At 62.4% G+C, this 18,135-nt stretch carries 18 protein-coding genes; 5 read left to right on the forward strand and 13 right to left on the reverse strand.

Annotated elements, in window-relative coordinates:
* Nucleotides 1–54 precede the first annotated feature (54 nt).
* The 3 genes from VGD45_RS22600 to VGD45_RS22610 all read right to left on the reverse strand — a co-directional run bounded on the left by VGD45_RS22600 (nucleotide 55) and on the right by VGD45_RS22610 (nucleotide 2,383).
* Nucleotides 55–789, reverse strand: coding sequence for a YkgJ family cysteine cluster protein (locus VGD45_RS22600; RefSeq protein WP_331157617.1), 735 nt, complete (start codon nucleotides 787–789; stop codon nucleotides 55–57).
* Nucleotides 790–802: 13 nt separating this feature from the next.
* A complete protein-coding gene (locus VGD45_RS22605) occupies nucleotides 803–1,915 on the reverse strand; it encodes a DUF3187 family protein (RefSeq protein WP_331157618.1) in 1,113 nt (370 codons plus the stop codon).
* Between the two features lie 153 nt (nucleotides 1,916–2,068).
* Nucleotides 2,069–2,383, reverse strand: a complete 315-nt coding sequence (locus VGD45_RS22610; RefSeq protein WP_331157619.1) for a DUF6356 family protein — start codon at nucleotides 2,381–2,383, stop codon at nucleotides 2,069–2,071.
* A gap of 20 nt (nucleotides 2,384–2,403) precedes the next feature.
* Here VGD45_RS22610 and VGD45_RS22615 point away from each other — a divergent pair, with 20 nt between their 5' ends.
* Nucleotides 2,404–2,874 carry an Lrp/AsnC family transcriptional regulator gene (locus VGD45_RS22615; RefSeq protein WP_331157620.1) on the forward strand — a complete coding sequence of 157 codons (471 nt, stop codon included), beginning with the start codon at nucleotides 2,404–2,406 and terminating at the stop codon, nucleotides 2,872–2,874.
* Nucleotides 2,875–2,883: 9 nt separating this feature from the next.
* Nucleotides 2,884–4,371 carry an NAD(P)/FAD-dependent oxidoreductase gene (locus tag VGD45_RS22620; RefSeq protein WP_331157621.1) on the forward strand — a complete coding sequence of 496 codons (1,488 nt, stop codon included), beginning with the start codon at nucleotides 2,884–2,886 and terminating at the stop codon, nucleotides 4,369–4,371.
* Here VGD45_RS22620 and paaZ read toward each other — a convergent pair.
* From paaZ to paaA, 7 genes are read right to left on the reverse strand one after another with little or no spacing between them, the layout of a single operon-like run.
* Complete coding sequence (paaZ, locus tag VGD45_RS22625) at nucleotides 4,349–6,385, reverse strand: phenylacetic acid degradation bifunctional protein PaaZ (protein ID WP_331157622.1); 2,037 nt, start codon at nucleotides 6,383–6,385, stop codon at nucleotides 4,349–4,351. The two genes, VGD45_RS22620 and paaZ, sit on opposite strands and share 23 nt — an antisense overlap.
* Nucleotides 6,386–6,406: 21 nt before the next feature.
* A complete protein-coding gene (gene paaG, locus VGD45_RS22630; protein ID WP_331157623.1) occupies nucleotides 6,407–7,198 on the reverse strand; it encodes a 2-(1,2-epoxy-1,2-dihydrophenyl)acetyl-CoA isomerase PaaG in 792 nt (263 codons plus the stop codon).
* A gap of 1 nt (nucleotide 7,199) precedes the next feature.
* Nucleotides 7,200–8,294, reverse strand: a complete 1,095-nt coding sequence (locus VGD45_RS22635; protein WP_331157624.1) for a 2Fe-2S iron-sulfur cluster-binding protein — start codon at nucleotides 8,292–8,294, stop codon at nucleotides 7,200–7,202.
* A gap of 3 nt (nucleotides 8,295–8,297) precedes the next feature.
* Nucleotides 8,298–8,819 (reverse strand): 1,2-phenylacetyl-CoA epoxidase subunit PaaD, encoded by a 522-nt coding sequence (gene paaD, locus VGD45_RS22640; RefSeq protein WP_331157625.1) that lies wholly within the window; start codon nucleotides 8,817–8,819, stop codon nucleotides 8,298–8,300.
* A 3-nt stretch (nucleotides 8,820–8,822) separates the two neighbouring features.
* Nucleotides 8,823–9,611: a 1,2-phenylacetyl-CoA epoxidase subunit PaaC gene (paaC, locus tag VGD45_RS22645; RefSeq protein ID WP_331157626.1), complete on the reverse strand. Its 789-nt coding sequence runs from the start codon at nucleotides 9,609–9,611 to the stop codon at nucleotides 8,823–8,825.
* Nucleotides 9,608–9,901 (reverse strand): 1,2-phenylacetyl-CoA epoxidase subunit PaaB, encoded by a 294-nt coding sequence (gene paaB / locus VGD45_RS22650; RefSeq protein WP_331157627.1) that lies wholly within the window; start codon nucleotides 9,899–9,901, stop codon nucleotides 9,608–9,610. The genes paaC and paaB overlap by 4 nt, the downstream gene beginning before the upstream one ends.
* A gap of 11 nt (nucleotides 9,902–9,912) precedes the next feature.
* A complete protein-coding gene (gene paaA / locus VGD45_RS22655; protein ID WP_331157628.1) occupies nucleotides 9,913–10,908 on the reverse strand; it encodes a 1,2-phenylacetyl-CoA epoxidase subunit PaaA in 996 nt (331 codons plus the stop codon).
* Between the two features lie 112 nt (nucleotides 10,909–11,020).
* Here paaA and paaX point away from each other — a divergent pair, with 112 nt between their 5' ends.
* Nucleotides 11,021–11,983: a phenylacetic acid degradation operon negative regulatory protein PaaX gene (paaX, locus tag VGD45_RS22660; RefSeq protein WP_331157629.1), complete on the forward strand. Its 963-nt coding sequence runs from the start codon at nucleotides 11,021–11,023 to the stop codon at nucleotides 11,981–11,983.
* Here the strand turns inward: paaX and VGD45_RS22665 are convergent.
* Complete coding sequence (locus VGD45_RS22665) at nucleotides 11,980–13,221, reverse strand: dihydrolipoamide acetyltransferase family protein (RefSeq protein ID WP_331157630.1); 1,242 nt, start codon at nucleotides 13,219–13,221, stop codon at nucleotides 11,980–11,982. The two genes, paaX and VGD45_RS22665, sit on opposite strands and share 4 nt — an antisense overlap.
* A gap of 14 nt (nucleotides 13,222–13,235) precedes the next feature.
* Complete coding sequence (locus VGD45_RS22670) at nucleotides 13,236–15,353, reverse strand: transketolase C-terminal domain-containing protein (protein ID WP_331157631.1); 2,118 nt, start codon at nucleotides 15,351–15,353, stop codon at nucleotides 13,236–13,238.
* 160 nt (nucleotides 15,354–15,513) lie between these two features.
* On the opposite strand from VGD45_RS22670, the gene VGD45_RS22675 reads away from it, so the two are divergent.
* Both VGD45_RS22675 and VGD45_RS22680 read left to right on the forward strand, forming a co-directional pair.
* Nucleotides 15,514–15,987 (forward strand): Lrp/AsnC family transcriptional regulator, encoded by a 474-nt coding sequence (locus tag VGD45_RS22675; protein WP_331157632.1) that lies wholly within the window; start codon nucleotides 15,514–15,516, stop codon nucleotides 15,985–15,987.
* A gap of 6 nt (nucleotides 15,988–15,993) precedes the next feature.
* On the forward strand, nucleotides 15,994–16,794 hold the full coding sequence (locus VGD45_RS22680; protein WP_331157633.1) for a DUF72 domain-containing protein: 801 nt from the start codon (nucleotides 15,994–15,996) through the stop codon (nucleotides 16,792–16,794).
* 391 nt (nucleotides 16,795–17,185) lie between these two features.
* Here VGD45_RS22680 and VGD45_RS22685 read toward each other — a convergent pair whose 3' ends face one another.
* On the reverse strand, nucleotides 17,186–18,118 hold the full coding sequence (locus VGD45_RS22685; RefSeq protein ID WP_331157634.1) for an FHA domain-containing protein: 933 nt from the start codon (nucleotides 18,116–18,118) through the stop codon (nucleotides 17,186–17,188).
* Between the last annotated feature and the right edge of the window lie 17 nt (nucleotides 18,119–18,135).

Here is an 18,135-nt window from a genome sequence, read left to right on the forward strand (position 1 = left end):
ATTCGGGCCATGAGAGCCTCGTGAATCGCCCCACGGCCTCCCCGGAAGGTCGGGTCAGCCGGTCTGCGAGTCGAAGCCGCGAACCGTCTCGAGGATGGCGCGAGCCACCTCGGCATCGCTCTTGTTGCCAATCAGGGGATCGAGAAACACCGGATATGACTTGATGGCGAACACCGCGATTCCCATCGGCCCGGCCGGCACTCGCACGGTGAAACAGTCGCGCCGGTCGCGAATGAACGCTGCCGCCGCGCGGACGGCCTCATGCTCCCGCTCATCGGTGTGTTCAGGATAGGAAAAGCGCCATTCCCGCACTCGTTGGTTGATGACGCGCTTGTCGTCGCCGCCGGCCTCGATGCCCGCCGCCGCGAAGATCCGGCAATCGTAGTCGAGACAGGTCTGCGGCCGGTCGGCATAGATGGAGCACTTGCCGCCTTCCAACATGGGACACAGGCCGCTCGACAGCGGACGCACCGTGAGATGACCTTTCGCAAATCCCGGCGCGCTCACTACAAACGTCGCCGGAATCCTCGCCGCGGCCCTGTGATCCTCGGGCCGCAACTGCACCGAATACCCAGACACGCAGCAGCCAACGCAGTCCCCGCAGGGCACATCCATTCCTTCGTTGCCAAGCAGAGAGCGGCGCATTCGTCGCAGCCAGGCGCTGAACGGGCCCGCGGCGACCACAGTTTTCGGAGAAGGCTGAGTCATGAGCGGGGCGCTAGATAGCACCGCCGCGCCGCGGGCGCAAGCACAAACAAAAACGCCGGCGCCAAAGGACGCCGGCGGCATGGGAGTCACTTAATCAGAGCGCGGGGGGACGTGACGACAACGGCACCCAGGCGACGCCGAGTTGGAAGCCGATGTCGGGCGTGTTGTTGATGTTTTGCAGATTCTCGGTGATGCCGAATGTCACCAGCACGTTGTTACGCCGATGGCGGACACCCAAGCTCAGCTGGTACTTCTCGCCCAGCAGTTCCTCGAGATCGGTCTCGTCGTGCGAGTACACGCTCTTGCTGATGTAACCCTGCAAGTTCACGTTGGTGCGCGATGTGAGCATGCGCTCGTAGCCGACGATCAACGTCGGGATCAGCTGCGCATCCTGCTCCGAGACCTGGCTTGCACCGTCGTAGTACACGGCCGCGGCGTCGACATAAAACGCGTGGTGCTGCCCCTTGCGCTGTAACGAAACCTGCATGCCGTAATCGGTGCGTCCGGTGGACAACAACTCTCGACGGCCAGCCACCGGAACCTTCACCGCAACCTCGGTGGCCAGATGCCACTTGCCGGGCAGCGTCCAGCCGGTGTAACGCACGCCTATGGTGGGATCGAGCAAGCCGCCGTCGGTGGGATTGCCGAGGCTCGCATACTGACTCGACTTCAAGTCATAGATCAGGTTGACCTGATTGCGCGTCACCGCCGGCCGGCCAAAGCTGCTGAAACCGAAACTGTCGTGAAAGCCTTCGATGGTGCTGTCGAGGAAGCCGCCCTGATAGGACACGCCGCTCGCGATCAGATACGCCGTCCAGACATTCGAGATCTTGTAATGGAAGGTGACGTCGAGCAACGCCAGCTCCAGATCGATCAAATAGTTCTCGCCGGGCAGATCGCGAATGGCTTGCAGCTCGGCTGCACCAAGATCGCGCCGGCCGCGCGACTCCAGATTGGTCAGATATTCCTCGACGTTCGGGCTCAACGCCCAAGTGTTCTGATACGCCACTTCGGTTTCGATGGCAAAGGCGCCCGGTTCGATCGACACGGCATGCGCCGGTCTCATGTCCAGGCGCAGGAAGCCGAAGGGTGTGAGATCCCGACTGCGTAACAAACCATAAAGCTGACCGTCGTCCTCGGCATGCGCCGCCGGCATGCCACAGGCTAGGCCCGCGAGCGTCAACAGCGTCGCTGGCAATTTTTTCACGTTGAGTCCTTGAAGAATGGCGATTCGAGCTTGCACTGAAGGCGCGAGGCGCGTCTTGGATCGCAGTGCTGCCGCAGTCTTATAGTCGATTTCGCGGGCGAGAATAAAGTTGTCGCCGCGCTCGAACCGCGAACGGAGAGTTATTGCCCCAAGTTATCGCGAGCGGGGACCCTGGCGCCGAGCGAGCATCCGCTCGTGCAGGCGACAGATGCAATCGCTACCGGTGCGCACGAACAGAAAAGGCAGCAACGCGTGCACCAGACAGGCAAGCCCGGCGGTGACCATCTGGAAACCAAAACCGGCGGCCGTGCGCAAATGGGCCAGGTACGTTTCCCCTGCGGCGGCGGGATGCTCGGTGAACGGATTGGCGCGCAGAGTGTTCATGACGGTGAGCCTACCGAAGCGCGCCGGCGACACGATTGCGAAATCGTGGACAGCCGCCCCGCCGGACGCAACAATGTTGCTCAATCCCGCCGCTCGACACTCGCATGGACCGATTGGATCGCCGCATTCTTGACCTGCTGCAACACGACGGTTCCCTGACCGCCGCGGACATCGCCGAGCGGGTCGGATTATCCAAGGCGCCCTGCTGGCGAAGGATCCAGCGGCTGCAGGAAACCGGCGTGATCCAGCGCACCGTGGCCCTGCTCGATCCCAAGGCCGTGAATGTCGGCACGACCGTGTTCGTCACCGTCAAGACCTCGAACCACAGCGCCGCCTGGTTCGAACAATTCGTACGCACGGTGCGTGATATTCCGGAAGTGACCGAGATTCATCGGGTCAGCGGCGAAGTGGATTATCTGTTGCGCATCGTCGTGCCCAACATCGACGCGTACGACGTGGTGTACAAGCGCCTGATCGCCGGCTGCGCGTTCCTCGACGTGAGCGCCAGCTTCTCATTGGAAACCATCAAACAGACGACTGCCATACCGCTGAACTACGCCGCCATCGACGATTGAGGAGCGCGCATGACGACCGGGACGTCCCCCATATCGGCCGCGGAACATTTCGATGTATTGGTGGTGGGCGCGGGATTGTCCGGCATCGGCGCGGGATATCACCTGCAACGGCATTGTCCAGGCAAGCGCTACGCCATTCTCGAAGGCCGCGATTGCATCGGCGGCACCTGGGATCTGTTCCGCTACCCGGGCATCCGTTCCGATTCCGACATGTACACGCTCGGCTATTCGTTTCGCCCCTGGCGGGACGCCAAAGCCATCGCGGACGGTCCGTCGATACTCAAGTACGTGCGCAACACGGCGCGCGATCACGGGATCGATCAAAAAATCCGGTTCAATCATCGCGTGAAGCGTGCGGCGTGGTCGTCCGAGACCGCGCTATGGACTGTCGAAGCCGAACGAGCGTCGGGCGAGATCGCCCACTTCACCTGCGGCTTCCTGTTCATGTGCAGCGGTTACTACAACTACGACGCGGGCTACACCCCCGAGTTCGCTGGCACGGAGCGGTTTAAAGGCCGGATCGTCCATCCCCAGAAATGGACTGAAGACATCGACTATGCCGGCAAGCGCGTCGTCGTCATCGGCAGTGGGGCGACAGCGGTGACACTCGTGCCGGAGCTCGCAAAGACGGCTGCACACGTGACGATGCTACAACGATCGCCCACTTACATCGTGGCGCGGCCGCAGGAGGACGCGATCGCGAACTGGCTGCGGCGGCGCTTCCCTGCCAAGTTCGCGTACGGAGTAACTCGCTGGAAGAACGTGCTGCTCGGGATGCTGTTCTACAACTTGTGCCGGCGCGCGCCCGAGCGCATGAAACAGAAAATCATCCAGCTCGTGAAAGACGAGCTCGGCGGCGCTTGCGACGTGGATCGACACTTCACGCCCCGCTACAACCCGTGGGATCAGCGGCTGTGCCTGGTGCCCAACGGCGATCTGTTCGTGGCGTTGAAGGAAGGCAAGGCGTCGGTGGTGACCGACCAGATCGACACGTTCACCGAGCGCGGCTTGAAGTTGAAGTCGGGCGCCGAGCTCGCAGCAGACCTCGTGGTCACCGCCACCGGCTTGAACCTGCAGGTGCTGGGCGACTTGCAACTCAGCGTCGATGGCCGGCATGTCGATCCGCCGCGCACCATGAGCTACAAGGGCATGATGTTCAGCGACGTGCCGAATCTCGCAGCGGCATTCGGCTACACCAACGCCTCATGGACGTTGAAGTGCGATCTCACCTGCGAGTATGTGTGCCGGCTGTTGAAGTACATGGACGAGCACGGCTATCGGCAATGCACGGCGCATAACGAGGACGCGTCCATCGCCCCCACGCCGTGGATCGACTTCACCTCGGGCTACGTCCAGCGCTCCATCGACCGCTTTCCCAAACAGGGCTCGAAAGCGCCGTGGCGTCTGTATCAGAACTATGCGCTGGATCTGATGAACCTGCGCTTCGCCGCCATCGACGACGGCGTGCTGCGCTTCAGCTCACCGGCTGCTCGCTGACCATGGTCAGCACGTCGTAGCTGGCCACGACCTCGCCGTTCTGATTGGTGATCTCGGTGTCCCAGGCCACTTCGCCATAACCTTTGTCGGCGCGCAGGGACTTGGACTTGCACGTCAGCCGCACTTTGATCCGGTCGCCGGGCTTCACCGGTTTCACGAAGCGCAGATGATCGATGCCGTAGTTCGCCAGCACCGGCCCATACGGCGGATCGACGAACAAACCTGCTGCCGCGGAGATCAAGAAGTAGCCGTGCGCCACGCGTCCGCCGAACAGCGGATTGCGAGCAGCCGCCGCTTCATCCATGTGAGCATAAAAAGTATCGCCCGTGAGCGAGGCGAACTTCTCGATGTCGTCGAGCGTCACTTCGCGCTCGGCCGAGTTCAAGCTGTCGCCGATCTGCAGCTCATGGAAAGCTTTGCGGAACGGATGACGACCGGGATCTTTTTGCACGGCGCCGCGAGTCCAACGGCCTGTGACTGCGGCGATCGTCTGCGGGCTGCCCTGAATCGCCGTGCGCTGCATGTAATGCATGAGCCCGCGAATGCCGCCCATTTCTTCACCACCACCCGCTCGGCCCGGACCGCCGTGTACCAGCATCGGCAGCGGCGAACCGTGCCCGGTCGACTCCTTCGCACAATCGCGATTAACAACCAGCAGGCGCCCGTGCAGCGGCGCGAGACCAAGTACGAGCTCGGTAGCCAACGCGTCGTCCGCAGTGAACACGGACGAGACCAGACTGCCCTCGCCCATGCGCGCAAACGAAATGGCCTCTTCGGTCGATTCGTATGGAACGACCGTGCACACCGGCCCGAAGGCTTCGATGTGATGAAGCGCTTTGGCCTTTCGCGGCTCCCGGCAATAAAGCAATGCCGGCGGCACGAACGCCCCGCGGTCATGCTCTGCTCCGGCCAGATCGATGTGCTCGGAGGTAATCAGCTCGGCTTCACGTCGCAACTCGGCGATGCGACCGAGCACTTCACGACGCTGTGATAACGCAGCCAGCGGCCCCATGCGAACATTTTCGAGCCGCGGATCGCCGACGACGACCTTTCCGAGCGAAGCCTTCAACGCTTCGGCCACTGCGTCGGCATACGACGCTGGAACGATGGCTTTACGAATCGCCGTACATTTCTGTCCTGCCTTGGTGGTCATTTCGCGCGTGACTTCGCGCACGAACAAATCGAACTCGGGCTGGCCCGGCTTGGCGTCTTCGGCCAGCACGCAGCTGTTGATCGAGTCCGTCTCGCTGATGAAACGCACCGAGTGCGCGACCACGCTGTGATGAGTACGCAGCTTCTGCGCCGTGCTCGCCGACCCGGTGAAAGAAACCACGTCCTGACACGTGAGGTGATCGAACAGATCGCCCAGGCTGCCGCACACGAGCTGCAACGAGCCCTCCGGCAGAATGCCCGACTCGACGATGCGCCGGACCACGAGTTCCGTGAGATAAGACGTAGCCGTCGCAGGCTTCACGATGGCAGGCACACCCGCCAGCAAGGTCGGCGACAGTTTTTCCAGCATGCCCCACACGGGGAAGTTGAAAGCGTTGATGTGCACGGCCGCGCCTTCGAGCGGCACGCAGATGTGCTGACCGACGAACGTACCGGTCTTCGACAACATCTCGACGTCGCCATCCACATAGACGCGGCTGTTCGGCAGCTCGCGTGAGCCGCGGCTCGCGTAGGCGAACAACGTGCCGAAGCCGCCGTCGATGTCGATCCACGAGTCGGTCTTGGTGGCGCCGGTGGCGTAAGAAAGCGCGTAGAACTCTTCCTTGAACTCGCCCAGCTTTTTCGCAAGCTGCTTCAGCAGCGCGGCGCGTTCATGGAATGTCAGCTTGCGTAGCGCCGGCCCACCAACCTCACGCGCGTAACGCAGCGTGGCGCGGAAATCGATGCCCGTCGACGACGCCGAGGCGATCACCTGGCCGGTCGTGGCGTCGCGCAGCTGCTGCGCCTCGCCTTCGCCCGCAAACCAGCGGCCTTGAATATAGCTCTGCAATTGCATGTTCATCCCCTCGCCTCCGACCGGCGCTTAGCGACCGGTGAACTTCGGCGTGCGCTTTTCAGTGAAGGCAGCGACGCCTTCTGCGTAATCCTGCGAACGTCCCAACTCACGCTGGAAGTCGCGCTCCTGGTCCAGCTGCTGCTCCAGCGAGTGGCTCCAGGATTCGTAGATAGCTTGTTTGGTGCGTGCGAGCCCGCGGGTGGGCGCAGCGGCCAACTGGGTCGCGAGCTGATCGACCGTGTTCTTGAACTCTGCGTCTTCGACACAGCGCCAGATCAGTCCCCATTGCGCCGCCTGCTCAGCGGGCAACTTATCGCCCAACAGAGCGAGCCCCATCGCGCGAGCATTGCCAAGGAGCCTTGGCAGGAACCAGGTTCCGCCCGAGTCAGGCACCAGCCCGAGCTTGCTGAAGGCTTGCACGAAGCTGGCCGACTTGGTGGCGATGACGAGATCGCAGGCCAGTGCAATGTTTGCTCCCGCACCGGCCGCGACGCCGTTGACGGCCGCGATGACCGGCATGGGCAGATTACGAAGCGCGAGCACCAACGGCTTGTAATACGTCTCGATGGAATCGCCGAGATCGACCCCCTGCCCACCCGGCGCAACGGCGCGATCGCCCAAATCCTGCCCCGCGCAGAAGCCGCGCCCCGCACCGGTAAACACCAGCACGCGCGCTTCGTTGTTAGCGGTGAGCTGCGACAGTGCCTCACGCACTTCCGTATGCATCTGCACGTTGAAGCTGTTGAGACGATCCGGCCGATTCAAGGTCAGCCGCGCTACTCCCCCGGAGACTTCGAACAGAATCGTTTGATAGCTCATGTCAGCGCTCGTCGTAGGTTAGCTCGAGCTCGCGACTGGTCGGTCTCGCCTGACAGCACAGCACGAAACCGGCCTGCACTTCCCAAGGCTCGAGTGCGTAATTCACTTCCATCTCCGCGGTGCCGCTGGTGACTTTGACACGGCACGTCGAGCATACGCCCGCGCGACAGGAGTATGGCAACTCCATGCCGACTCGTTCGGCGGCGTCGAGGATGGTCGCATCGTCGTCCAGCATTGCGAACGTACGCTGGCGGCCATCCATCGTGATGGTGATCTCCGCGACCTCTTCGGCCACCGCTCGCTTCGGCTTGGCCTGCGCCACAACAGGCGTTGCCTGCGCCGTGCCTGCCGGCATGTCGCTGGCAAAGCGCTCGGTGTGAATGCGAGTGGCGTCGACGCCTAGACCCAGCAACGTGTCGCGCACGCTTTCGATCATATTGCCCGGGCCGCACAGGAAGAACGCGTCCGTTTCCAACGGATCGAACACTTCGCGACTCAACAACGTGACCTTCTCGGGATCGAGCCGGCCATTGAACAGTTCCACTTCCTGCGGCTCGCGGCTCAACATGAAATACAACGATAGCCGCGAGGGATAGCGATCTTTCAGCGCCAGCAACTCCTCGGCGAACATGATGGTCGAGGTGGTGCGATTGCTATAGAACAGCATGAACCGGCTCTGCGGCTCGCTCGCCAGCAGGTTCTTCACAATGCCCAGAATGGGCGTGATGCCGCTGCCGCCCGCGAATGCGCAGTAGGTCCGCGCGGCCGACGGCTGCGGCTCGGCGAAGAAACGACCGGTCGGCGTCAGCACTTCGATGCTGTCGCCCGCCTTCAACTGACTCGCCAGATACTGCGACATGCTGCCGTTATCGTGGATGCGCACGCCGATGCGCAAGTGACTATCGTCAGCAGCGCTGCAGATCGAATAGGTGCGACGCACTTCCTGGCCGCCGATCTGCGCACGCACGCCCACGTGCTGCCCGGGAAGAAATCGATACGCCGGACGCAGCGCTTCGGGCACTTCAAACGAAATGCATAGCGCGTCGCTACCCTCGGGACGCACGTCGGCCACTTTGAGCGGATGAAAGGTCAGCATGTTTCAGATGCACTTGAAGTATTCGAAGGGCTCCAGGCAGTTGGAGCAGCGATACAGCGCTTTGCATGGCGTCGAGGCGAATTCACTCACCTTGGCCGTCTGCGCCGATGAGCAGCGCGGGCACGTCACCTTCGGCTCGCGGAACAGATGCTTCGCATTGCTCACCGAATGCGCCGGCGGCGCGATGCCGTATTCCTTGAGCTTGCTGCGCGCACTGTCGGTGAGCCAGTCGCTGGTCCACGGCGGCGACAGCACCGGTTCGACCTTCGGGTTCTCGTAGCCTTCTGCTTGCAGCCGCGTCTCGATGGAGCGAGCAATCACTTCCGTCGCGGGGCAACCGGTGTAGGTCGGTGACACACCCACCGTCACTCTGCCGTCGGCGACTTGCACTCGCCGGATGACTCCCAGCTCGACCACGTTGAGCACGGGAATCTCTGGATCCGGCACGTCGGCCAGAATGCGCCATACCTCACGCTCCGCGGGAGTCGCGACTCGATCGGCGAAGTTGGCGGGCGCCGTATTCATGACTTACCACTGCGAACCTGAATAGGTCCGCTGCATGAACTGCATCTCGGCCAGCAAATGGCTCAGATGCTCGGTGTGCTGCTGGCGTTTGCCGAACCAGCGATAAGGGCCGTAGGCCGGCTTCTTCAACGTCGCTTCGTTCAGCACCTGCTCGACATTGGCGACCCACGCTGCACGGAGCGACGCCGGGTCGGGACCCAAGCCTGCGGCAGCAGCTTCTTCGTCTGCCGCGCCGGGCGCGAACATCTCGCCCGTGAATTTCCACAGTGCATCGAGACCCGCCTGCACGCGCTTGTGACTTTCTTCGGTGCCGTCGCCGAGACGCACCATCCAGCCCGCGCTGAAGCGATAGTGATAGCGCGTTTCCTTCAACGCCTTCGCCGCAAGCTCTGCGAAACGCGGCTCGGAAGAAGCCTGCAGCTTCTCGAACAGCTCCAGCTGCCACGCATCGACCAGGAACTGCCGCACGATGGTCTGACCGAAGTCCACATTGGGCTGCTCGACCAATGCCAGATTGCTGAAGTCCGACGGATCGCGCAGGAACGCGAGATCGTCTTCGCTGCGGCCCTTGCCTTCGATCTCACCTGCGTACGAAAGCAGATAGCGCGCCTGACCCAGGAGATCCAGGGCGATGTTGGCCAGCGCCAGATCTTCTTCCAGCGCTGGCGCATGACCGACCCACTCGCCCAATCGTTGCGCGAGAATCAGGCTCGTATCGCCGAGATACGTGGCGTAACGGAAGCGCAGATCCGGCGAAGCGTTGGTGCTCACGATGGCAGCCGAGGCGCTCATAGGTTCTTCACCTCATCCGGAATCGCATAGAACGTCGGATGACGGTAGATCTTGTCCTTCGCCGGCTCGAACAACGCTTCGGCATCGCCCGGATCCGACGCGGTGATTTCCGACGAGCGCACTACCCAGATGCTGACGCCTTCCTGACGGCGCGTGTACAGATCACGAGCATGCTCGATGGCCATGCGCGCATCGACTGCATGAATGCTGCCGACATGCTTGTGCTCCAGGCCCGAGCGCGCCCGAATGAATACTTCGTACAGCGGCCACTGTTTGCGTTGCTCACTCATGTTCGTCTCTCTCAAGCCGCCTGCGTTTCGCGGGCGCGCTGCTTCTCCGCATGGGCTAGCGCGGCCTCACGCACCCAACGGCCTTCATCGTGCGCGCGTCGACGTGTTTCCAGACGCTCGCGATTGCAAGGGCCGTTGCCTTTCAGCACTTCCTCGAATTCTTTCCAGTCGATGGGGCCGTGAACGTAGTGCTGAGTCGCCTCGTCCCAGCGCATGTCGGGATCCGGCACTTTGAGGCCGAGGAACTCCGCCTGCGGGACGGTGATGTCGATGAACTTCTGCCGCAGCTCGTCGTTGGTGAAACGTTTGATCTTCCAGCGCATGGACTGCGCGGTGTGCTTGGAAGTCGCGTCGTTGGGGCCGAACATCATGATCGACGGCCACCACCAGCGATTGAGAGCATCCTGCGCCATGCGATGTTGCTCGGGTGTGCCGCGAGCCAGCGTCATCATGATTTCGAAGCCCTGGCGCTGGTGGAAACTTTCTTCCTTGCAGATGCGCACCATGGCGCGGGCGTACGGGCCGTACGAGCAACGGCAGATCGGAATCTGATTCATGATGGCCGCGCCGTCGACCAACCAGCCGATCGCGCCCACGTCCGCCCAGGTCGGCGTTGGGTAGTTGAAGATGCTCGAATACTTGGCGGTGCCGGCGAGCAACTGCTCCAGCATTTCGTCGCGGGAGATGCCGAGGGTTTCAGCGGCGCTGTACAGGTACATGCCGTGACCGCCCTCGTCCTGCACCTTGGCGATGAGCACCGCCTTACGACGCAGCGACGGCGCGCGCGTGATCCAGTTGCCTTCGGGAAGCATGCCGACGATTTCGGAGTGGGCATGCTGGGAGATCTGGCGAATCAGCGTCTGACGATAGGCGTCGGGCATCCAGTCCTTGGGCTCGATGCGCTCGTCCGCGTCCACCTTGCCTTGAAAGCGCTGCTCCAGCACGGCGGCGTCCGTGACCTGATGCAGGCAATCGGCGCCCAACGAGTCCAACCCTTGCGTGTACATAAAGCCCCCACGATCCGACCCGAACAATGTGACACAGAATGACACGGCAATCAATTTTTTCTGTGTCAGATGGCATGCGTACTGATTACCCTGGCTGCGCTACCATCCGACCATGTCCGCCAAACCGAACTCGGCTTTCGTCACTCGCACCAACGCCCTCGTCACGCGCTTTCGCCGGCAGCGCCCGCTGCGGGGTGGATCGCTATTGGTGACCATCCTGGGCGACGCCATTGCGCCGCGCGGCGGCACGATCGCGCTTGCCAGCTTGATCAAGCTCGCCATGCCTTTCGGCCTGACCGAGCGGCTGGTGCGAACATCGATTGGGCGCTTGGCCAACGAGCAATGGGTGAGCTTCGAGCGCGCTGGCCGCGCGAGTTTCTACAGCCTCACCACGAACGGCCGCGCCCGCTTCGCCGAAGCGACACAAAGAATCTACGGCGCGCCTCCGCAGGATTGGGACGGCCTGTGGACCATGGCCATCGTCCCGCCCACGCTGAAAACCCGACGCGACGATTTGCGAGAAGAGTTGCTGTGGCTGGGCTTCGGCCAGATCACGCCGGGCGTGTTCGCACACCCCACCTACAAGGAATCCGCCATCAACGTCCGGCTCGACGAGTTGCAATCTTCCGGCCAGCTCGTCGTCATGAAAGGATCGATTCTTTCGCAGGCGGCGAGCGCCAACCTGGTCGCCATGGGCTGGGACCTCGACGATCTTGCCCGCCGCTACAAGCGCTTCATCGATATGTTTTCGCCGGTCGCGGCAGCCTTGGATAGCGCGGGCAACGTTCCACTCGCCGGCGACGTGGCCTTCATCCTCCGCACACTGCTGTTGCACGAGTACCGCAAAATCCATTTGCGTGATCCGCTGTTGCCAGCCGCACTCCTCCCCGACGATTGGGCAGGCGCCGACGCGCAGAAACTCTGCCGCGACCTGTACGCGAAAGTGTTTCCAGCTTCGGAGCAGTATTTGTCGGCAACGGTGCAGACGCAGGCCGGCGCGCTGCCGGCCCCGGCCGCCGAAATATTCCAACGTTTCGGCGGCCTGCCCGGCAACGGCGACGCTCGCTTGGATTAGCTCCAGTTCTCCAAGCGCTCGACCAGCACCTGCAAAAACCGATTCGCGCGATGGCCATCCATCACGCGATGATCCAGCGTCAACGTGATGAAACAGCGCGGCTGAATCACGATGCGATCCTCATCATTCTCGGTGACCACCACCGCACGCTTCTCCAGCTTGCCGACGCCAAGAATCGCCGACTGCGGCTGATTGATGATGATGGGCGTCGCCACCAGACTGCCGCTCACGCCATGATTCGAAATCGTGAACGTGCCATCGCGCACATCGCTCGGCGTGAGCTTATCCGTGCGCGCCCGCTCGACGACTTCACCCAGCTCGCGAGCGATATCGAACAAATCCAGCCCCTGCACGTTGCGAACGACCGGCACCACCAGGCCCTTGCCTTCCAACGCCGTGCCGACGCCGATATTGATCGTGTCCGGCACGATGAGCGCATCCTCGGTCCAGCGGCTGTTCGCCTCTGGCACTTCGCGAATCGCATCCACGCACGCCGCCAGGAAGTAAGCCGTAAACGTCAGCGAAACGCCCTTGCGCTGAAACTCTTCCTTGTGAGCCGCGCGATGGGCGATCACCGCGGACATGTTCGCTTCGAACACGGTTGTGACATGTGGCGCGGTGTGTAACAGGCTCTCGACCATGCGCTCGGCAATGCGCTTGCGCAGAGTTGAATGTGGAACCTTGCGGCCTGCGACGGCAGCTTCAGCCTCCGTCGGCATCGGCTGTTCCTTGCGCTGCTGCGTCCCGCGCTGAGAAGCAACATAGGCGAGCACGTCATCGACGGTGACTCGACCACCCGCGCCCGTACCACGGATGGGCGCTGACTCGAGACCATGCTCGGCAATCAGGCGGCGAACGGCCGGACTGCTACGTCCCGTAGACAAAGCTTCAGCGTGAGCCGTGAACGCCGCCATGCGCACTTCCGCACCGGGCGCAGCGGGCCGGCTCGCGGGCGTTGCGGTTTGCTGAGACGCCGCACCCTCGGCAGCATCCAATGAGGATTGAATCGTACCCAGCAGTTCGCCCGGCTCGATCTCCTCCTGCTCGTGCTTGAGGATCTCGCGCAGCACGCCGCCGGCCGGCGCGGGAATCTCGATGGTGACTTTGTCGGTTTCGACTTCGATGAGCGGCTCGTTTTCGGCCACCGTCTCACCGATGTTCTTCAACCAGCGCTGAACCTGCGAGCGCGTGCCCTCGGACTGCTCGCTGGGCGCGCGCACTTCGATCGTTGTTGTCATTGTGAGTCTCTCGATTAGATGCTTGCGAGTTGGCGGATGGCATCGGTGATACGAGCAACGCTCGGCACCACCGAGTCGAGCAGCAGCGGACTGTGCGGGCTCGGCACGTCCGGCATGGTGACGCGCTCGATCGGCGCGTCGAGATCGAAGAACGCCTCCTTGGCCAATGTCGCCGCAATCTCCGCACCGAAGCCGGCGGTGAGATTGTCCTCGTGCACGATGAGGCAGCGCCGCGTCTTGCGCACCGATGCAAGCACCGCCTCGCGGTCCCAAGGCATCAACGTGCGCAGGTCGAGCAGATCGACATCGACGCTCGATAAATGCGCGGCCTCTTCGCACCGTTCGACCATCGCGCCCCAGCTGACGACGGTGAGCTCCGAGCCTTCACGCAGTCGCTTGGCCTTCCCAAACGGCACGACGAAGTCATCACCCGGATAAGGCCGCCGCGCCCACGCGCCGTCGAGCATGGCGCGATGCTCGAAGAAAATCGTCGGATCGTTGCCGCGCAGAGCACTTCGTAACAGACCGACCGCGTCTTCCGCGTTCGACGGCATGGCCACCCGCCAGCCAATCGCGTGCACGAACTGAACCTCGTTGCTCTGACTGTGCCACGGATCGCCGCACTTGAAGAAGCCGCCCGGCATGCGCACGACCATCGGCGCGGCAAAGCGATTTGCAGTACGCCAGCGCATCGTGCCGCAATCGTTCAACTGCTCGACCGCGGGATCGGCATATTTACGGAACTGAATCTCCGGCACCGGCATCAGGCCCGCGAGCGCCATACCGACGGCGCGACCGATGATGCCCTCTTCAGAAAGGCTCGTATCGAACACGCGAGACGCGCCGAACTTTTCCTGCAATCCCAGCGTGGCCGCGTGCACGCCGCCCTTGCGACCCACATCCTCGCCAAACACGACGACGCGCTGATTCATCGACAACTCGTGCTCCAACGTGCGTCGAATCGCCGTCACCATGTTGATGCGAGGACCTTCGGACCGCGGCGTTTCGTTGCCCTCGGGTGGCTTCACACCGGCATTCAACAGACCACCCTGCTGCTGCAGATCGACGCCCCCATTCTCGGTCTGCTCGGAGAACACATAGCGCGTCGAGCGCGTAACGTCGGGAACTGCACTCGCTTCGACAGCAGCCAATGCGGCCTGCACATCTTCGTGAGCACGTTTCTCCAACGCTTTCCATGCCTGCTCCGAAATCACGCTGGGCACGAGTTGCGCACGCAATTGAATCAGCGGATCGCGAGCACGCTCCGAGCTGATCTCTTCAGGGGTTTTATAGGTCTGCGTATCCTGGCCAGAATGGCCCGACAAGCGCGGAACCAACACACGCAACAGCACGGGACCTTCGCCTGCGCGCACGGCCTCCACACCCTGAGCAATCGATGCCGCCGCGTCGATGGGCTTGGCGCTGTCCGCTTCGATGATGCGCAGATTCTTGAAGCCCGACAGATTGGCGGCGATGTTACCGCCCGGCGTCTGAAAGTCGGACTTCACAGAGATGCCGTAGCCGTTGTCTTCGATAAAGAACAGGATGGGCAGACGCTGCGTGGTTGCGATGGTCAACGCAGACCAAAAACCGTTGGTGGCCGCCGAAGCGTCACCTCCGTGAGCCACGGCGATGCTGCCGTTGGCTTCGGCTTCGCGCAGGACTTGCGTTCGATACTGTAATGACTGAGCCCAGCCGACCGCGGGCGTGTACTGAGCGCCGACGCCACCACAGGCGGGCAACACGCAGACGCCATCATGTCTGGGCAGGTTGAAAACGACGCCGATGTCACGGCCGTCACTGACGCTGCCCGAGCGCATCATCGTGGAAGCCAGCGCATCCTTGAGCGACAGACCCACGGAGAGCATCAACGGCCGGGAGCGGTAATAAACGCCGACGCCATCGCGCGCACCGGTCAACAATTGCCCAAGCAAAACCTGCGTAACGTCGTGACCACGCGCCGTAAATTGATACAACACTTTGCGAGCCGGCAGCAGCTGAGTCTCTTCCAGCTCATCCAGAGCCCGCGACACCAGGATCGTATGCACCACGCGCTGCCAGTCAGGCTGCGGCGCCTTCCGCGTGCCTGGGCCGACGCCGGTGCCAAATAGCGAATGTCGTTCTGCGCTCATGAGCTCGAGTCTTTTTACAAGCGACGCTGGTGCCGCATACGCCAGCCTACGCTCGTCCTGGAAGCGGAAATCAACAAAGTACGGCGGGTTTTGCGCGCCGATTGGTGATAACCTCCACGGCAACGGGCCAAATTAGCCGATTCCACTCCGGACGCCTGCCATGGACTTAGACCGCTACGACGCCGCCATTCTCGACGAGCTGCAACGGGACGGCCGGCTGCCCATCGTCGAGCTCGCCGAAGAAGTGGGCCTTTCGAGCACACCCTGCGCCCGACGCGTCAAGCTCATGGAGCAGGACGGCATCATCCAGGGCTACACCGCCGTCATCGATCCCAGTCGCCTGGGGTTGAAGGTGCAGGCGTTCGTGCAGGTCCGCCTCACTCGTCATACCGACGAGAACATCGAGCAGTTCCGTCGCGCCGTCGACAGCATGGAAGAAGTGGTGAGCTGCCACGCCATGACCGGCGCGTATGACCTGCTGCTACAGGTGGTGGTGACGGACCTTGAACAGCTCAGCAACGTGGTATTGAAGAAGCTCATGCATATCCGCGCTGTCCGCGACGTGCATTCGAGCATCGTGCTCAATACCATCAAGCGCTCGTCGCGCGTTCCAGTGCGTCACCTGGTGCGTTGAGGAATCATGAGCAAGGCCGCAGGCAGAATTCGCGCCGGCATCGGCGGCTGGACCTACGAGCCCTGGGAAGAGACCTTCTACCCTGCCGACCTCCCGAAGAAGTCGCAGCTCAATTATGCGAGCCGCCAGGTCACGGCCATCGAGATCAACGGCACATTCTATCGGCTGCAGAAGCCCGACGTGTTCGCCAAGTGGCGCGACGATGCGCCGGATGACTTCGTGTTCTCGATCAAGGCGCCGCGCTATCTCACGTATCGCAAGGTGCTGTCCGAGGCTGTTCCCTCTGTCCCCAAGTTCCTCGCGAGCGGGCTCTCGTCGCTGCAACACAAGCTTGGCCCGATCCTGTGGCAACTGCCGCCGAGTCTGCACTTCGATGCGGCCGATATCGCCAAATTCCTCGAGGCCCTGCCCCATACGCTGGATGATTTGCCGTTACGGCACGTTCTCGAAGTGCGTCATAAGAGCTTCATGGATGCGGCTTACGTCGAGCTGGCGAGGAAACATTCCGTCGCCACCGTGTTCGCCCACACGGACGAGTTCCCCAACTTCGCCGATGTCACCGGCGACTTCGTCTACGCCCGCCTTCGAAAAGCCGAAGCCTCCGAATCTACCGGCTACTCCAAGCCTGACCTGCAAGCCTGGAGCGACCGCGCGAAACTTTGGGCGTCAGGCGGCGCGCCTACGGACCTGCCGTATGTGACTAGCACCGCACCTGCCAAGAAGCCGCGCGATGTCTTCATCTTCTTCATCAATGGCGCAAAAGAAAGAGCGCCCGCTGCCGCTAAGCATTTGTTGACGCTGGTTTGACTGACTTCGACGTTTCCGCAGAAACGTGGAAACGTGAGGCATCGACTCGCGCATCTTCGAGCTGGGGAAAGGTGGGGGTCTCGTGAAGTTCGCCAAGCCGCGATCACGGTAAACCGCTCGTCATTCAAGCAAGCCGTTGCAGGGTTGGCACACCACCAAGGCGGCGCGTGGCAGCTTGCAGCGCGTTAGCGCGAGCAAGCGACACTGAGCGTAAAGCCAGCCGCTGAGCAAATCGTGCGGTAGCCATCGAGGACGATAAGATGCCGCCAAAGACGCTGGGCGAGTTTCACGAGACCCCCACCTTTCCCCAGCTCTGCCGACAGGCTGCGCGCACCGCGAAGCGCGGCCGCGTCAGCGCAGCGCTCAATCGCGACAGCGACGAAGCGCGACCCTACTTGGACAGCAGGAACTTATAAACAACGAAAAGGACCGCGATCGTGCCCAGGAAGGCGATCGTGGCGACGACCAGGCTCTTTCCCTTGGTTTCTTCATCGAGGCGGGGCTCGAGCATGCGTTGGGACGCGGTGATGCGAGGAGCGCCGGTGCCATCGGTGTGGAACACGCATTCCACCGGGCCGAAGCGAACGCGGTCGCCGGAGGCCAGATAGCTCACATTGGCGCGCTTGCCGTTCACGAACGTGCCGTTGGCCGACATCTGATCGAGCACTTTCCAGCGCTCGCCTTCGTTGACGATCTTGGCGTGCAGCGCCGACACGCCGCTGTCCATGAATTGCACTTCGCGATCCGCCTGGCTACCGATGGTCCATTCGGCATTGCCCGAATCCCCCACCGCCAGTCGGATGTTCAAACCGGTGCGACTGCCGGACACGACCTGCAGATGCGGCCCATCGACCGCGCTGGGATTGGCGGCGATCGGGGAGGCGTTCGCCATTTGTTTCATCTGGGCGGGGTCGATGAACTTGGTCTTGTTGATCCCAGCATCGCCGAGCGCATCCGGATCCGCCCACGCGCCCGGGCGCTTGAACACCCCGCTGCTCTCAGCCACTACCGCGGCCGACTCCGGCGCTCGATATGCCGTTTTGTCCTCGCGTGCGACCGTGGGCTGCGAGCGCGTTACCGGCGCCTGCGAGTGGATGCGGAAATCGTATTCCTCCACGTCGAACCGCAGCCGATCGCCTGAAGCCAGACGCACGCGTCCGTTGATGCGCTTGCCGTTAATGAAGGTGCCGTTAGAAGAGCCGAGGTCTTCCAGCCAGTACCCGTCCTCGGCCTGCAACAACTTGGCATGCCGACGCGAAGTGTGACCTTCCGTCAGCAACACGTCGCACTCGGCCTGACGGCCCAGCACCGTCTCCGGTTTCAAGGCAATCTCACGATTAC

Source organism: Steroidobacter sp., assembly GCF_036402275.1.
Classification (GTDB): Bacteria; Pseudomonadota; Gammaproteobacteria; order Steroidobacterales; family Steroidobacteraceae; genus Steroidobacter.

Excerpts from the sequence above, each read along its gene's own strand:
- paaD (WP_331157625.1), bottom strand. The coding sequence starts at position 8,819 with ATGAATACGGCGCCCGCCAACTTCGCCGATCGAGTCGCGACTCCCGCG.
- paaA (WP_331157628.1), bottom strand. The coding sequence starts at position 10,908 with ATGTACACGCAAGGGTTGGACTCGTTGGGCGCCGATTGCCTGCATCAG.
- paaX (WP_331157629.1), top strand. The coding sequence starts at position 11,021 with ATGTCCGCCAAACCGAACTCGGCTTTCGTCACTCGCACCAACGCCCTC.
- VGD45_RS22675 (WP_331157632.1), top strand. The coding sequence starts at position 15,514 with ATGGACTTAGACCGCTACGACGCCGCCATTCTCGACGAGCTGCAACGG.
- VGD45_RS22665 (WP_331157630.1), bottom strand. The coding sequence starts at position 13,221 with ATGACAACAACGATCGAAGTGCGCGCGCCCAGCGAGCAGTCCGAGGGC.
- VGD45_RS22680 (WP_331157633.1), top strand. The coding sequence starts at position 15,994 with ATGAGCAAGGCCGCAGGCAGAATTCGCGCCGGCATCGGCGGCTGGACC.
- VGD45_RS22635 (WP_331157624.1), bottom strand. The coding sequence starts at position 8,294 with ATGCTGACCTTTCATCCGCTCAAAGTGGCCGACGTGCGTCCCGAGGGT.
- paaG (WP_331157623.1), bottom strand. The coding sequence starts at position 7,198 with ATGAGCTATCAAACGATTCTGTTCGAAGTCTCCGGGGGAGTAGCGCGG.
- paaB (WP_331157627.1), bottom strand. The coding sequence starts at position 9,901 with ATGAGTGAGCAACGCAAACAGTGGCCGCTGTACGAAGTATTCATTCGG.
- VGD45_RS22600 (WP_331157617.1), bottom strand. The coding sequence starts at position 789 with ATGCCGCCGGCGTCCTTTGGCGCCGGCGTTTTTGTTTGTGCTTGCGCC.
- VGD45_RS22620 (WP_331157621.1), top strand. The coding sequence starts at position 2,884 with ATGACGACCGGGACGTCCCCCATATCGGCCGCGGAACATTTCGATGTA.
- paaC (WP_331157626.1), bottom strand. The coding sequence starts at position 9,611 with ATGAGCGCCTCGGCTGCCATCGTGAGCACCAACGCTTCGCCGGATCTG.
- VGD45_RS22670 (WP_331157631.1), bottom strand. The coding sequence starts at position 15,353 with ATGAGCGCAGAACGACATTCGCTATTTGGCACCGGCGTCGGCCCAGGC.
- paaZ (WP_331157622.1), bottom strand. The coding sequence starts at position 6,385 with ATGAACATGCAATTGCAGAGCTATATTCAAGGCCGCTGGTTTGCGGGC.
- VGD45_RS22615 (WP_331157620.1), top strand. The coding sequence starts at position 2,404 with ATGGACCGATTGGATCGCCGCATTCTTGACCTGCTGCAACACGACGGT.